General features: G+C 70.5%; 14 protein-coding genes. 10 read left to right on the top strand and 4 right to left on the bottom strand.

Annotation, left to right across the window (positions count from 1 at the left end; genetic code table 11):
- Nucleotides 1-2 precede the first annotated feature (2 nt).
- Nucleotides 3-1,043: a MerR family transcriptional regulator gene (locus WMF12_RS35280; RefSeq protein ID WP_437852381.1), complete on the bottom strand. Its 1,041-nt coding sequence runs from the start codon at nucleotides 1,041-1,043 to the stop codon at nucleotides 3-5.
- A gap of 711 nt (nucleotides 1,044-1,754) precedes the next feature.
- Here WMF12_RS35280 and WMF12_RS35275 point away from each other — a divergent pair.
- Together WMF12_RS35275 and WMF12_RS35270 are read left to right on the top strand one after the other, a co-directional pair.
- Nucleotides 1,755-2,201, top strand: a complete 447-nt coding sequence (locus WMF12_RS35275) for a DUF2147 domain-containing protein (RefSeq protein WP_437852380.1) — start codon at nucleotides 1,755-1,757, stop codon at nucleotides 2,199-2,201.
- A gap of 110 nt (nucleotides 2,202-2,311) precedes the next feature.
- A complete protein-coding gene (locus WMF12_RS35270) occupies nucleotides 2,312-2,542 on the top strand; it encodes a VF530 family DNA-binding protein (RefSeq protein WP_437852379.1) in 231 nt (76 codons plus the stop codon).
- A gap of 157 nt (nucleotides 2,543-2,699) precedes the next feature.
- Here the strand turns inward: WMF12_RS35270 and WMF12_RS35265 are convergent, their stop codons facing one another.
- Together WMF12_RS35265 and WMF12_RS35260 are read right to left on the bottom strand one after the other, a co-directional pair.
- The gene (locus tag WMF12_RS35265; RefSeq protein WP_437294573.1) at nucleotides 2,700-3,161 is read right to left on the bottom strand and encodes a macro domain-containing protein; all 462 of its coding nucleotides are present in this window, start codon (nucleotides 3,159-3,161) and stop codon (nucleotides 2,700-2,702) included.
- Between the two features lie 132 nt (nucleotides 3,162-3,293).
- On the bottom strand, nucleotides 3,294-4,421 hold the full coding sequence (locus WMF12_RS35260) for an STAS domain-containing protein (protein WP_437852378.1): 1,128 nt from the start codon (nucleotides 4,419-4,421) through the stop codon (nucleotides 3,294-3,296).
- A 631-nt stretch (nucleotides 4,422-5,052) separates the two neighbouring features.
- Here WMF12_RS35260 and WMF12_RS35255 point away from each other — a divergent pair.
- From WMF12_RS35255 to WMF12_RS35220, 8 genes are all read left to right on the top strand, one after another.
- Nucleotides 5,053-6,648 (top strand): IgGFc-binding protein, encoded by a 1,596-nt coding sequence (locus WMF12_RS35255; RefSeq protein ID WP_437852377.1) that lies wholly within the window; start codon nucleotides 5,053-5,055, stop codon nucleotides 6,646-6,648.
- A gap of 346 nt (nucleotides 6,649-6,994) precedes the next feature.
- Complete coding sequence (locus WMF12_RS35250; RefSeq protein ID WP_437852376.1) at nucleotides 6,995-7,972, top strand: DUF4202 family protein; 978 nt, start codon at nucleotides 6,995-6,997, stop codon at nucleotides 7,970-7,972.
- Nucleotides 7,969-9,039: a CgeB family protein gene (locus WMF12_RS35245; protein WP_437852375.1), complete on the top strand. Its 1,071-nt coding sequence runs from the start codon at nucleotides 7,969-7,971 to the stop codon at nucleotides 9,037-9,039. Before WMF12_RS35250 ends, WMF12_RS35245 begins: the two co-directional genes overlap by 4 nt.
- Before the next feature lie 64 nt (nucleotides 9,040-9,103).
- Nucleotides 9,104-9,832 (top strand): sugar phosphate nucleotidyltransferase, encoded by a 729-nt coding sequence (locus WMF12_RS35240; protein WP_437741069.1) that lies wholly within the window; start codon nucleotides 9,104-9,106, stop codon nucleotides 9,830-9,832.
- Nucleotides 9,833-9,843: 11 nt separating this feature from the next.
- Nucleotides 9,844-10,647, top strand: a complete 804-nt coding sequence (locus WMF12_RS35235; protein WP_044966491.1) for a TIGR04290 family methyltransferase — start codon at nucleotides 9,844-9,846, stop codon at nucleotides 10,645-10,647.
- The gene (locus WMF12_RS35230) at nucleotides 10,644-11,528 is read left to right on the top strand and encodes a beta-xylosidase (RefSeq protein WP_437741068.1); all 885 of its coding nucleotides are present in this window, start codon (nucleotides 10,644-10,646) and stop codon (nucleotides 11,526-11,528) included. The genes WMF12_RS35235 and WMF12_RS35230 overlap by 4 nt, the downstream gene beginning before the upstream one ends.
- A gap of 284 nt (nucleotides 11,529-11,812) precedes the next feature.
- A complete protein-coding gene (locus WMF12_RS35225; RefSeq protein WP_437764790.1) occupies nucleotides 11,813-12,679 on the top strand; it encodes a PIG-L deacetylase family protein in 867 nt (288 codons plus the stop codon).
- Nucleotides 12,670-13,725, top strand: coding sequence for a glycosyltransferase family 4 protein (locus WMF12_RS35220; RefSeq protein WP_437852374.1), 1,056 nt, complete (start codon nucleotides 12,670-12,672; stop codon nucleotides 13,723-13,725). The genes WMF12_RS35225 and WMF12_RS35220 overlap by 10 nt, the downstream gene beginning before the upstream one ends.
- Before the next feature lie 78 nt (nucleotides 13,726-13,803).
- Here WMF12_RS35220 and WMF12_RS35215 read toward each other — a convergent pair whose 3' ends face one another.
- Nucleotides 13,804-14,274, bottom strand: coding sequence for a hypothetical protein (locus tag WMF12_RS35215; RefSeq protein ID WP_437852373.1), 471 nt, complete (start codon nucleotides 14,272-14,274; stop codon nucleotides 13,804-13,806).
- Between the last annotated feature and the right edge of the window lie 91 nt (nucleotides 14,275-14,365).

Raw genomic sequence — 14,365 nt, 5'->3', positions numbered from 1 at the left:
ATTCAGGAAGTCGATGTGGCGTCGAGTCGCGCGATGGCTCGCCCGACATAGTCGGCCAGCGTCGCGTCGATGCCCGAGCCTGCGCGCAGGGCCGGGTCGTGGCGGAATGCGGCTTGCAGCTTCGCGTCCAGCGCGGCGTCGCCGCCGGCCTTGGCCAGCGACAGCGCCTGCCAGCGCAGCGCGAGAGCGCGCACGGCTGCGCCATCGGCAGGCGCGTCTGCCGCCATCTGTCGCCGAAGCTCGGCAATGAGCGGCGGCCATGCGTCGGTCTGCGCAACGTAGTGCTGGCGCAGCGTGGCCATGTCGCCGGCGCTGCAGTAGGGCGCGTAGAGCTGAAGACGCGCGAAGGCCATCGCATGCGAGATGTACCGGATGCCGGCGCGGTCCACACCGGTCAGCGCGTGGAGCGCCGGCTCGTTCCAGTGCATGGCGTAGAGCTTCATCAGCAGGCCTTCGTCGCCACCGGCTTCTTCGAGCAGCAGCTCGATCCAACGTCGCGCGAGAGCCTGTGCCTGCGGGCTCTCGGGCGATGCGCCGGCCGCGACCAGCTTGTGCAGCCACGCCGACAATCCGGCGCGCTCGGGCGCCACAGCGTTGGTGAGACCGTCGCGCTGCGCCTTGAGCGTGCGCTGCTCGTCCTCGCTGAAGTACTTCGAGCCCGCGACCATGCTTTCGAGCGCCACGAGCCAGTCGTCGATGCCGGGCTCTTCGTTGGCCTGCAGTTGACCCTGCACGGCGAGCAGGTGGGTGCGCAACGCGGACGCTTGCAGGATTTCGCGGTCGAGTTGCGCCACCTGCCGGGCCACCACCTCCGAAAGCCCGCCGGCCGCGTTGTCGAGCAAGTCTTGTATGTCAGCCAGCGACAGATTGAGGCGCTGCAGCGCCTGGATGCGGTACAGCCGGGCGACGTCTCTCCGGTCGTACAGGCGATAGCCACCCATGGACCTTCCGGACGGCACCAGCAGGCCAATCTCGTCGTAGTGCCGCAAGGCGCGAACGGTCAGCCCGGTGCGCCGGGCAAGCTCGCCAATCTTCAGAAACATGCCTTCCCTCTCGAGCTGAAGGCATCCTAGACCCTCCCGCTGCGAGAGGGTCAAGCGGGTTTCTCTGGGGTGGGCGCTCGTTGTTGTTCAGACCCACGACCAGACCGACCAGCACGCGCTGCCTGCTGGCGAAGCGCGCAGCCTCGATGGCCCGGCCCCGGATCGGCGCCGAACGGATGATCCTCGGGGTGAGGTGGCTCACTCCTCCCCGAACAATCCCTTCATCACGTACGGCCACGCTGCACGCGCTGGTTGACCTAGAGAACCTTACATGACCGCCTCAGTCGGCGGAATCGCACCGGCCCAGCACGGACGGACGCGCGCGGCCGAGGCGCGGGCCGTGGGTAGCTCGGCCGCGGCGGGATCCAGCCCCGTGGAATCAACCGTTCTCTGGCCACCAAACGTCCCGGCGCGCCGCCGCACGGCGCCGTTGCGCTCCATGAACCCGCTCGGTACCCTCGGGGGGGAAAATGACGTCCACCGCGCCGCAGGGCTGCTGCGAGAGGAGCCATGTCGATCGTTCGGCTCCCCCTCTGACCAGAGCCCTGCCTCCCGCCGCCGCTCCCTCCGGTCCGATGAACAAACGGCGCGGCGCCCCGTCCGCCCTCCGAGGCATGTCGCGCTCAGCGGCGCGCACCGACATGCGAATCAAGCACCACGCCAGGGCCGAACGCCGTGGCCTCGCAGACCGATGAAAGGAGTTCTGACGACATGAAGAGGTTCTTGGCTCTTTTGGCCGCCTTGGGCTGCTCCCTCGCCACTTCGCTCGCGCTCGCGGATCCTCTCCCTGTGACCGGCCAGTGGCGGACGATCGATGAGCAGGGGGTCGAGCAGTCGGTGGTCGAGATTTACGAGAGGGGCGGGAAGATCTTCGGCAAGATCGTGAGCCTGAAGCAGCCGCTCGACGAGAAGGGGAAGCCGAAGATCTGCACCGCCTGTGAGGGGGCTGACAAGAACAAGCCCGTTCTGGGGCTCGTCATCATCAAGAACATGGTCCGCGATGACGACGAGTACGATGACGGTACGATCCTGGATCCGAACAACGGCGAGACCTATAGCTGCAAGCTCGAGGCGATCGAGGGCGGGAAGAAGCTGAAGGTGCGCGGCTTCTTGGGCATCTCCCTCCTCGGCAGGACCCAGACCTGGCTGAAGAAGTAAAATCTTCTCATCAACCAGTCGCCGGCCGCGACGTGCGGCGGCCGCCGCGCGACGTGCTACACCGCGGGCTCACGCTGGCCCTCCGGGGCGATCGCCCTCCGAGCATCGGTATGACTCAGTCCCAGCCCGACAATCCTCTTCACGGTGTCACGCTCCAGATGATCCTCGAGCACCTGGTCGCGCAGCATGGCTGGGAGCAGCTCGGACGCATGATCGACATTCGCTGCTTCAAGTACGATCCCAGCATCAAATCGAGCCTGCACTTCCTGCGACGGACCCCGTGGGCCCGGCAGCAGGTGGAGGCCCTCTACCTGCGGGACAAAGCCAAGCCCAGCCCGTGACCGGCCCGCTCGATCGCACGCCGAGCACCGGGATCCGGGAGCGGCGCGGTGTCGTGATCACCGCGAGCGCCTGCTCACCAGCCCCTGTCATGCATCGCCCTGGGACGACAGGCCCCGGTCTCGATGCCGCGGGGGCGCACTTCATCCAACGCTGGGGTCAGGCGCCCGGGGCGCGCACGAACTGCTCGTAGACCACGAGCGTGACCGGCTTGTCGGTGGCGACCTTGACGAGGATGCTCTTGACGCGCAGCCATTCGAGGCCGGTCTTGCCGGCGCCCACGCGCGGTACGCCGATCCGCGCGATCCCCGCCCCGGCGGCGTGCGTCACCATCGCGGCGAGCGAGCGCTCGAGCGCGGCGAGCGAGGGCCGCTTCGTCGCGTTCTCCTGGATCGCGAGGGTGTACACCGTATCGCCGCCCTCGCTCCAGACGAAGGCCTCCCCGAGCTGGAGCTTCCGCTCGGCGCTCCGCTGCTCGAACGCCGGGAGCAGGCCCGGCCAGCGCTTTTTGAAGGTCACGGAGATCCCCGTGTCCATCGTGCCCACGCAGCTCACGCCGTGCGCGTACGCGTGGAGATCCGGGGTGTTGAGGAGATCGCCCTTGGTGAAGATCGTCGGCACGGGGGGCACCCTAGCACTGCCGCGGTCAGCTTCGTAGCTCGCCTCCATCCTGGATGACGCCGTCGCCGTCGCGGTCGAGCGCGAGCCGGGGCGTCGCCGGACGCCTGGCCGGAGCACGACGGTAGCCCCGGCTCAGCGCTTCCTGGAACGCGAGAGGCCCTGGGCGATGGAGCCCACGAGGGTGATGCCCGTCCCGTCAAAGCCCGATGCCACCAGGGCGCGGGCCAGCGCGGGCTGGATGCCCGTGATCATGGCGGACGCGCCGAGCAGCCGGATGGCGCGTACCATCTCGATCAGGTGCCTGGCGCCGGCGTCGTCGAGCGCCGCGGCGCCGGTCATGTCGAGTATCACGCGGTCGACCCCGCTGCCGGCGATCGCAGGCAGGAGCCGCGCCGCGATCTCCGCGCTCCGCTCTCGGTTCAGCGCCCCGATGATCGGCAGCGCCAGCGCGCGCTCGCCCACGTCCAGGATGGGCGCGGAGAGGGCGAGGATCTCACCGCGCTGCTGCTCGACGAGCGCCAGCGACGCGTTCAGCTCGTCCAGCAGGCGGCCGCGCTCCTCGGCGGAGCGCTCCGCGCCTATCCGCGCCGTCTCGTCCGTGTGGTGGAACAAGACCCCCAGGACGCCCGTCACGGGATCACGCACCGCTCGCCCCTCGATCGCGTGCAGGCGCTCCCCATCCACGGTGCGGACGAGCATCTCTCGCGTCACGATGTCGCCGTTCAGCGCCGCCCTGAGCATCGCGTCCGCCTCGCCGGGCTCACCCAGCCAGGCGCTCCACGTCCTGGTGCGGCCGAACGCCCGCAGAGCCGCTGGGTTCTGCATCAGGAGGTCTCCGCTCGGGTCGACGAACGCGATCATCACGGAGGTGTGGCGCAGCGCCTCGATGCCTCGGACGAGCTCCGGCTCAGGCGCTCCCTCGGTGGGAAGCGCCTGGCTCAAGATCGCGAATCGCCCATCGTCGAGCTCGACGCTCGAGGAGTGGAGCGTCACCGTCACTGGCACCCCGCGCGGGTAGAAGGTCCAGCTCTCGCGCACGACGCCCCCCTCGCGCAGCTGCGCGGCGAGGGCCTGGAAGCGCGTCCGGATCGGCGGCGGCACCGTCGAGTAATCGCGCGCGAACAGCTCGTCGCGATCCTGCGCCCGCCACAGGTCCAGGCCGGCCTCGTTCACCCAGCAGACCCGCGAGCGGTCCACGTCGAGGACCCACACGGGGATGGCCGACAGCTCAAGCCCGGCCAGGCGCTGCGCAAGGTGCATCGGCGTCACACTCGCTTACCGGGCTGCGGCGCGCAATGGGCGCCGGTCCGCCGTGTGATGCTCCTCATAAATTCGGCCTGGAGCGGCGGCAGGAACACCTGGCCGCGCTGCCATCCTCCTGGGCCAGCTCCCGCGCCGACTGGGAACATGCCGCCTTGCCCTCCTCGATCCGCCGCCATGCAGAAGAGCTCCGATGCGGAGGCTGCTCTCTGTCGTTGCATACGTCGCGATTTCGCATAGCTGGTGGATGGACCTGTCCTCTGTCTCCCTGCGAAAAGAAGTTTCTTGCCCAGTAGAAGTCCAGAAGCGAGCAGCCTTGCGACGCCGAGCGATCGTCATCCGGGCAGCCGCGAGCGCTGGAGCAACCCGGGCGCCTCGGCGTGGAGGGATCTGCGGTGCAGCGCTGTGCGTCGCCGCGGTCACCATGGTCGTTGGCTGCAGCCAACCCGAGCAAGTCGCCGCGACGACCCACACAGGAGGGACCGGCGGCGGTGGCCGGGGTGGCGGCGGCGGGAGCGCTGGGAGCGGTGGGAGAGGGCCTGACTCGGGGATCGGCGGCTTCGGCTCCCTCGTCGACTCGGCAGGGGCGGGCTCGAGCTGCGGCAGCGCGCCGCCGGTGTGCTCGGCGGACATGCACTCCATCGTGGACTGCAACGGCAATCTGGTGAAGGCGTGCGGGCCCTCGGACGGATGTTCGAACGGCGCGTGCATCGCCGCGTGCGACGCGGCGGCCGCCGCCAAGAGCTCCGTCGGTTGCGAGTTCTTCGCCCACGTCCCGGCGGCGTCGGGAGAATGTTTTGCCCTCTTCGTCGCCAACACGTGGAGCGGGCCGGTCTCCCTCGAGGGCGACGTCGGCGGCGAGACGATCGATCTCTCGAAGTACACGTATACACCCGAGGGCAGCGGGCCGGGCCTCACCCTGACGCCCATCGGCGCAGGGGGGACGATCCAGCCGGGCGAGGTGGGGATCGTGTTTCTGCGAGGCGACCCCTTCATGCGCGGCGACGTCTCCGGCTGCGGCTACCCCGTCGAGGTGGCCGAGATGGATCCGGCCGCCTCGGCGTGGACCGACCCGGCGTGGACCACAGACAACACCGCCACGGCGCTCCGCCTCGTCGCGTCGGTCCCGATCGTCGTCTACGACATCATGCCGTTCGGCGGCGGCTCCTCCGCGATCGCCGACGCCACGATGCTCCTGCCCACGTCGACATGGGACACCAATTACATCGCCATCACCCCGTGGCCCTTCGGCGAGAACGAGGGGCCACCGGGGCTGTCGATCGTGGCTTCGTCCGACGACACGGACGTCGTCATCAACCCGACCGTGGAACTCCAGCCAGGGAAGGGCGTCCCCGCCGCGCCGAAGGGCCAGCCGGCGCACTTCGCGCTCCGCAAGGGGCAAGTCCTCAGGCTCGAGCAGCAGGAGGACCTGCTCGGCAGCATCATCAGCGCGAACAAGCCGATCGGGGTGTGGGCGGAGCAGACCGGCATCAACATCGATCAGGGGTATGCCGACAGCGCGCACGAGCAGATCCCGCCGGTGCGCGCGCTCGGCAGCGAGTACGTCTATGCGCGTTACAGAAACCGCGTGCAGGGTCGGGACGAGACGCCTCCGACGCGCATCACCGGGGCCGTCGACGGCACGACCCTCTCGTGGGATCCAGCGCCGCCGCCTGGCGCCCAGGCCACGGTGGACAAGGGGAAGAGCTTCGTTGTCCGGTCCAGCACGCCTTTCGTCGTCAGGAGCCAGGATGACGAGCACCCGTTCTACGTCTCGACCTACATGACGGGCGGCGCGGCGTTCCAGAATGCCGGGGATCCCGAGTTCGTCAACGTGGTCCCGGCGGGGCAGTACCTGTCGCGGTATATCTTCTTCACAGACCCGACCTACCCGGAGACGAACCTCGTGTTCGTGCGCAAGAAGGGGGCTGACGGCGTATTCCACGACGTCGTGCTCGACTGCGCCGGGGCGCTCTCGGGGTGGACGCCCGTGGACACCGGAGGGCAGGTCGAGGTGACCTGGCGCGATCTCGTGCGGAACAACTTCCAGAGCCAGGAGGGGTGCAGCAACGGCAAACACGAGGCGTACAGCGATGGCCCGTTCAGCGTGACCGTGTGGGGCTGGGGGTCGGAGGTGCCCTTCCACCACAACAGCTACGCTTACCCGGCCGGCGCGAGCGTTCGAGCGATCAACCCCGTCGTCATCCCTCCCGAGCCTCCGCAGTGAGCGGGAGATGCGGTATCAGGGGGGCTGGGCCACGCCCGGGCGACCCCAGGCGGCGCGCGCACAGCACAGGCGGACCAGGTACGGCCCTCGTCCCAGGGCGGCCGCGGAGCTGACGCCGGGGCTCGGGGCGGAGCGTCGAGGGGAGATAGCCGCGGCTGGCGCGGCTACGGCGATCCCACGTCTCGCGCTCATTTCTTTCCCGACGTTGCTCTACGGAATTTCCGCGATGGTGCGGTGAGGACCACGGCGATAGGTTCCTCACCTGTGATCCCGGTTCGTCCGCGGCAGCCGCGCGCGGCAGCTGTGTCGAGCTCCATCCCGGTGGCTGACCGGAGAGCGCACGCTCATGCTCAAGCGCCTCATCCTCATCGACGGCCCCTCTTCGAGCAGCGATGGACCCTCGATCTGCGGGACGCCGCTCCTCTCCCCGTCCGACAGAGCGGCGCTCTCCAGGGAGTTCCCTGGCGTGGAGGTGGAGAGCGGCGCGCCCGGCCCGTCCGGAGGGGCGCTCCACGCTGTCGTCGATGCCCGCGCGTGGCGCTCGTCGGCGCTCGATCTGTGGGCGCTCGACACCCGCCTGCACGCGCTCGACGCCGGTGGCCTCTTCGACCTCCGTATCGAGGGGCTCGAGCGAGCGGGCGCCGCGCGCGCCGCCTACGAGGTCCTCACACGGTGCCAGCGCTTCATCCGCAGGAGGAATCTCGCCTCCGCGACGGCGGTCTTCGCCCGGGTCCTCGGGCGGCACCGGGAGCTCCACGATCTCGACAGGCCGCTCGTCCGCGCCGACCACGATCATGCGATCGACGTCTGGCAATGGATGCTCCGCCTCGATCCGCGCGCCGGCGTCGCCGTCCAGGTGGCGGCGCTCTTCCACGACGTGGAGCGGCTCGTCTCCGAGGCGGACGTCCGGAGAGAGCACCGCGCCCCGGACTACCAGGCGTTCAAGGACGAGCACGCGCGGCGCGGGGCCGCCCTGACGCGCGCCGCGCTCGCCGGCGTTGGGCTCGCGCCGGAGGTCCTCGACCGGATCGGCGCCCTGGTGGCGTCGCACGAGCGGCCGGGGGACGACGCCGAGCTCGCCTTGCTCAACGACGCTGACGCGCTCTCGTTCTTCTCGCTGAACAGCGCCGGGTTCCTCGACTGCTACGGGCCCGAGCACACCCGCGCCAAGGTAGCGTACACGCTCCGCCGCCTCCGGCCCGAGGCAAGGGCGCTCTTGCCGCGGATCCGCTGCCGCCCCGAGGTGGAAGCGATGATCCCCGGCGAGCCGCGCAGGCCGCCGGCGCCGGCGACGCAGGCATCGAGGAGGTCCGCTCCGCCATGAGGCTCGTCATCTTCGGTCTGACGATCAGCTCGTCCTGGGGCAACGGCCACGCCACGCTGTGGCGCGGCGTCGTCTCCGCCCTCGGGCGGGCCGGGCACCGCGTCACCTTCTTCGAGCGCGACGTCCCGTATTACGCCGCGCACCGGGATCTGACCGCGCTCTCGCCCGGCAACACGCTCCGGCTCTACACCTCGTTCGAGGACGTCCTCCCCGAGGCCAGGCGCGCCGTCCGCGAGGCCGACGCGGCGATGGTCACGTCGTACTGCCCCGACGGCGACCCCGCGACCGACGTGGTTCTCGAGTCCGGCGCGCTCAAGGTCTTCTACGATCTCGACACGCCGGTGACGCTGGATCGCATCCAGGCCGGACAGCCGGTCGGCTACATCGGCCCTCGAGGCCTCGTCGATTTCGACTGCGTGCTCAGCTACACCGGCGGCGCGGCGCTCGATCGGCTCCAGGCGCAGCTCGGCGCCCGGCGGGTGTTCCCGCTCTACGGCAGCGCGGACCCGGCGGTGCACCGCCCGGTCCCGCCGCGGGACGGCTTCCGCGGGGATCTCTCGTACCTCGGCACGTACGCTGCCGACCGGCAGGCGGCGCTCTCCCGCCTCTTCCTCGAGGCGGCGAGGAGGCTGCCCGAGCGGCGGTTCGTCATCGGGGGCTCGCTCTACCCCGAGGACTTCCCGTGGGCGCAGAACGTCTATTACCATCGTCACGTGGCGCCGCCGGATCACCCGGCGTTCTATTGCTCCTCGCGGCTGACGCTCAACGTGACGCGGGGGGCGATGGCGGCGATGGGCTACTGCCCTTCCGGGAGGCTCTTCGAGGCCGCCGCCTGCGGGACGCCGATCCTGAGCGACGGGTGGGAGGGGCTCGACCGGTTCTTCACGCCGGGGAGGGAGATCCTCGTGGCGGCGACCACGGACGAGGCGGTCGCGGCGCTCTCGCTCCCGGAGGGCGAGATCGCGGCCATCGCCCGCGCGGCGCGGGAGCGGGTGCTCGCGGAGCACAGCGCCGCGCGCCGCGCGGCGGAGCTCGTGGCCATTCTCGAGTCGGTCTCGGCTCACTGAACGGAGCCGAGGTCGGCTCATTGAACGGAGTCGAGATCAGCTCATCGAACGGAGGGACGGCGCGATGTGGGGAGTGATTCCGGCGGCGGGCCTGGGCAGCAGGATCCAGCCGCTCGCGTTCTCGAAGGAGCTGCTCCCGGTGGGGACGCGCAGGGACGGCGACGTGGAGCGGCCGCGCGCGGTCAGCGAGTACCTCATCGACCGGATGGTGCTCGCCGGCGCGACCCGGCTCTGCATGGTGATCTCGCCGGGCAAGTCGGATATCGTCGAGTACTACGGCGCGAGCGTCGGCCCGGCGCACATCTGTTATGTGGTGCAGCCGGCCGCCGCCGGGCTCTGCGACGCCATCTTCCGGTCGCTCCCCTGGATCCGGCCGGAGGAGGACGTGCTCGTGGGGCTCCCCGACACGGTGTGGTTCCCGGAGCACGGGCTCTGCTCGCTCGGCGGCGGGGGGCTCTCGTTCCTGCTCTTTCCGGTCGAGCATCCGGAGCTCTTCGACGCGGTCGTCACCGACGAGGAGGGCCGGGTGCTCGAGATCCAGGTCAAGCAGCGCAACGCGCGCTCGCGGTGGGTCTGGGGCGCCTTCAGGCTCACGGGGGCGGTGATGCAGGAGCTCCACGACCTCTGGCGCGAGCGCGGGCGGGAGGACCCGTACATCGGGACGCTTGTGAACGAGTACCTCGCCCGCGGCGGCAGCGCGCGCGCCGTGCGGGCCGGAGAGGCCTATGTCGACGTGGGGACGCTGCACGGCTACCACGAGGCCATCCAGCTCCTCAGCCGCGCCGCCGCGTGAAGGGAGGGGCCATGGAGAGGTGCGTCGAGGGAGCGGCGAAGTGGACGCGGGAGCAGATCCAGGAGCGCGTGCGCGGGCTCGGGCCGTGGTTCCATAACCTCGATCTCCGCGGGGTGAAGACGGCGCCCGACCATTTCCTGGGGGATTACCCCGCGTTCAAATGGAGGGGCTTCGCCGACGCCGTCCCGGCGGATCTCACGGGCAAGACGGTCCTCGACATCGGCTGCAACGCCGGCTTCTACTCGCTCGAGATGAAGCGGCGCGGGGCGGCGCGCGTCCTCGGGATCGACAGCGACGAGGACTACCTGGCGCAGGCGCGCTTCGCCGCGGAGGTCTCCGGGGCAGACATCGAGTTCCGGAACCTCTCCGTGTACGACGTCGGCAGCCTCGGAGAGCGCTTCGATCTCGTGCTCTTCCTGGGCGTCCTGTACCACCTCCGCCACCCGCTCCTGGCGCTCGATCTGCTCCACGAGCACGTGGTCGGACACACGCTGATCTTCCAGAGCATGCAGCGCGGCAGCGCGGAGGTGGCGCCGCTGGAGGAAGATTTCCCCTTCTCCGAGGAGGAGATCTTCGACGAGGCCGGTTATCCCAGGCTTCACTTCGTCGAGCACAGCTATGCGCACGACCCGACCAACTGGTGGGTGCCCAACCGGGCTTGCGCCGAGGCGATGCTGCGGAGCGCCGGCTTCGAGATCGTGAACCACCCCGAGCCCGAGGTCTACCTCTGCCGCCGGCGCGAGAGGGCCGCCGGTCGTCCGCCTGGCGCCGTCTACCCGGCGAGGCGAGCTTTCGTGAAGGGAGAGCAGGCGTGATCGAGGCGGTGATGCTCTGGAACGAGCCCAACAACAAGTCGCACTGGGATTTCGAGATCGATCCCGAGTGGACGACGTATGGAACCATGGTGAAGCTCGCCGCGGACGCGATCCGGAGCGAGCGCCACTGGCTGCTGCGCGTGCTGGGCGGCATCTCGCCGATCGATCCGGGGTTCATCGCCAACATGGGGCGGCAGGGCGTGCTCGAGCACGTCGACGTGGTCGCGGTGCACGGCTTCCCTCTCGACTGGAATCACTGGCAGATCCAGGAGTGGCCCGCCAAGCTCGAGGAGATCCGCGTGGTGACCGACAGGCCGCTCTGGATCACCGAGATCGGCGTCTCCACGTTCGGCGCCGAGGAGGTGCAGGAGTTCGGTCTCCGGCGGAGCGCCGAGCTGCTCCGCGGCAAGGTCGAGCGGATCCACTGGTACAGCCTCTATGATCTGCCGCGCGCGTGGCCGGCGACGACCCGGCACCGCGAGGCCGAGGGCTCGTCGTATTACCGGCATTTCTACATGGGCCTGCTCCGCGAGGACGGGACGCCCAAGCGCGCGCTCCGGCTCTTCCCGGAGTACACCCCTGAATTCGGTCTGTGCCAGTGGTTCCACTTCGAGGACCACCGGCTCGACGACGCGGTGGCGTGGCTGAAGGAGCTCGGGGTGCGCCACCTCCGCACGGGCCTCAGCTGGGCCGACAGCTTCCGCCCCGGCGCGGAGGCCTGGTTCGACCGGCAGATGAAGGCGCTCGAGCCGTTCGAGGTGACCCTGACCTACTGCTTCACCCCGGAGCACGCCGGCCTCCGGCCCCACCACACGAGCCCTCCGCAGCGGATCGAGGAGTTCGCCGACTTCTGCGCCCGGATGACGCGGCGCTACGCATGAGACGACGCCGTGCGTAACGTGCGCAAAGAGGCGAGGGGCGGGTACGCGTCTTCTCGTCTATCCGCGCTTTACGCGCCGTCTGGCGCGCCGCGTCGCCGTTTGGTAGTGTGGAGATCGCTGCGTTTTGCGCCAGGACGACCTGACCGCATGCGCTCCAGGTGGCTCATGTCCCACATCGCGAGCACGCCGAAGCGAAAAAGGAGACCCGAAGAGCACCGCGGCACCCCGGGGGGGCGACCGGAGCCGCGGGCCGAGCTGCGCCGCGGGCGCGCGGAGGTGCCGTCGTGAACCTCGCCGTTCTCCGCCGTCAGGGCCCCTCCGCCCAGGAGCTCGCGTGGCCGCCGTTCTCGTGGCTCTCGTCGGGCCGGGCGCCGCGCTGTCTCGTCGTGCTCGCCCATCCGGACGACGAGACCATCGGGCTCGGCGCGCGGATCGGCCGGCTCAGCCCGATCGAGGTGGTCCACGTGACCGACGGGGCGCCGCGCGACGAGCGCTTCGTGCCGGCGGGCCTCGCCGGCATCGGGCGCGAGCGCTACGCCGCGCTCCGGCGCGAGGAGGTGACCCGCGCGATGTCGGCCGGCAACGTGCCCGCGGGGCGGCTCAGGTGCCTCGGTGCGGTCGACCAGGAGGCGATCGAGGAGGCGCCGAGCCTCACCCGGCGGCTCGTCGAGCTGTTCGCCCGGACGCGGCCCGAGGTGGTGTTCACCCACCCCTACGAGGGCGGCCACCCCGATCACGACGCGGCGGCGCTCGCCGTCCACGCGGCGGCGGTGCTCGCCCTCTGGAACGGCGTCACCGCGCCGCTGATCTTCGAGGCGGCGTCGTACCACGCCGCGCGCGGCCGCCTCCTCACCGGCGAGTTCATCGCGCACCCCGGCGTCCCCGAGATCGCGCTCCGGCTCTCGGACATCGAGGCGTCGCGGAAGCGCGCCATGCTGGCCTGCTTCGCCAGCCAGCGGGAGGTGCTCGCCCCGTTCGGCGCGGAGGTCGAGCGCTTCCGGCCTGCGCCCGCGTACGATTTCCGCAGGCCGCCGCACGATGGCCCGCTCCACTACGAGCGCCTCGGCTTCCCGATCGACGGCGCGCGCTGGCGGCGGCTCGCGGCGAAGACGCTCACGCTGCTCGGCCTCGAGCGTGAGCTGTGCCTCTGACGGTCCTGCTCGTCGGTTATCCGCTCGCGCCCGTGGGTCCGGACGCCGTCGGCGGCGCCGAGCAGGTCCTCTCGATGCTCGACGAGGCGCTCTCGCGCGGCGGCCACCGGTCGATCGTGGTCGCCCCGGAGGGCTCCGCGTGCGCGGGGACGCTGGTGGCCACGCCGGCGCCCCCGCCCGGCGCCATCCTCGACGAGGCGGCCAGGGAGCGGGCCTTTTGCCACCACCGGAGCGCCGTCGCCCGGGCCCTGGACACGTATCCGATCGACCTCGTCCACCTGCACGGCGTCGATTTCGATCGCTATCTGCCCGAGCCGGGCGTGCCGGTGCTCGCGACCCTCCATCTCCCGCCGAGCTTCTATTCGCCCGCGGTGTTCCGTCTCGAGCGGCCGAGGACGTTCCTCCACTGCGTGTCCGCGACGCAGCGGCGCGCCTGTCCGCCGGGGGCGCGGCTCCTGCCCGAGATCCCGAACGGCGTCCGGCTGGAGCACTACCGGCCGAGGCGGTACAAGCGCGGCTTCGCCCTCGCGCTGGGCCGGATCTGCCCGGAGAAGGGCTATCACGTCGCCGTCGAGGCCTCGGTCCGCGCCGGCGTGCCGCTGCTCATCGCCGGCCAGGCGTTCGGGTACGAGGAGCACACGCGGTATCTCCAGGAGGTCCTGCTGCCGATGCTGCGCGGCCCCGGCCCTGTGCGGCGCTTCCTTGGCCCGGTGGGCCTCGCCCGGAAGCGCCGCCTGCTCGCGGCGGCGCGGTGCCTGCTCGTCCCCAGCCTCGTGCAGGAGACCAGCTCGCTCGTGGCCCTGGAGGCGCTGGCCTCCGGAACGCCCGTGATCGCGCTGCGCGGCGCCGGCGCGCTGCCGGAGATCGTCGAGCACGGCCGGACGGGGTTCCTGGTGGACGGCGCTGCGGAGATGGCCGACGCGATGGCGAGGGTCGACCGGCTCGACCCGGCGGCGTGCCGTCGCGCGGCCGAGGAGAGCTTCTCGGCGGCGGCGACGGCGGCGGCGTACCTCGAGACGTACCGCCGGATCCTGCGCGAAGGGTGAAGCGCCGGGTCGCCGTGCTGGAGGATGGAGGGCGACGCTCTCAGCCTGCGGCCGCGCCGCGCGCATCACACGAGCCCCTCAGCGAGCGTTGCAGGCGAAGACGTGCTCGATGGCGTCCACGCACATCTGCTCCGCCACCTCTCGGGTGACCCGAGACAGCACCCGGAACCGCGTGAGCTCGGTCAGGGTCTGGTAGACGTTGACCTCGGCGATCACCTCTCCGTCGCCCGCGGCCTCGGCGCTGTAGAAGAGGCGGATCAGGTTGTTCGCGTTCGCCGGCACGCCCCGGAGCAGGAGGTGAAACTCGATGCTGGGGGTCTTCTCGCCCACGTCCTGCTCGATCCGGTAAGCGTGGCCTGACGAGGCGAGCTCACCGCCGATGGCCTCGAATGTGGGAACGAAGATGTCGGCCAGGATCCGCCGGAATTCATCAATGAACACCTGGCGCCGGTCCGGCGGGTTGGAGCCGTTCGTGCTCCGGGCCAGGCGATCGCCGTATTTCTTTTGAATGATCCCCAGGCGGATGCGGGTAGTTTCATCGATGGCCACGTGGGTGTCCCTCAGCGGTCAGAACAGGGCGGGATCTCGGGGCGCTCTCGCGGGCGGCTCTCGCGGGCGGCTCTCGCGGATGACCGAGCGG

This window comes from Sorangium sp. So ce363, from assembly GCF_051520435.1.
In the GTDB taxonomy this organism is placed as follows: domain Bacteria; phylum Myxococcota_A; class Polyangia; order Polyangiales; family Polyangiaceae; genus Sorangium; species Sorangium cellulosum_B.
Note: the sequence above shows the minus strand (reverse complement) of the source record. Positions and strands in the feature narration are given on the sequence as shown.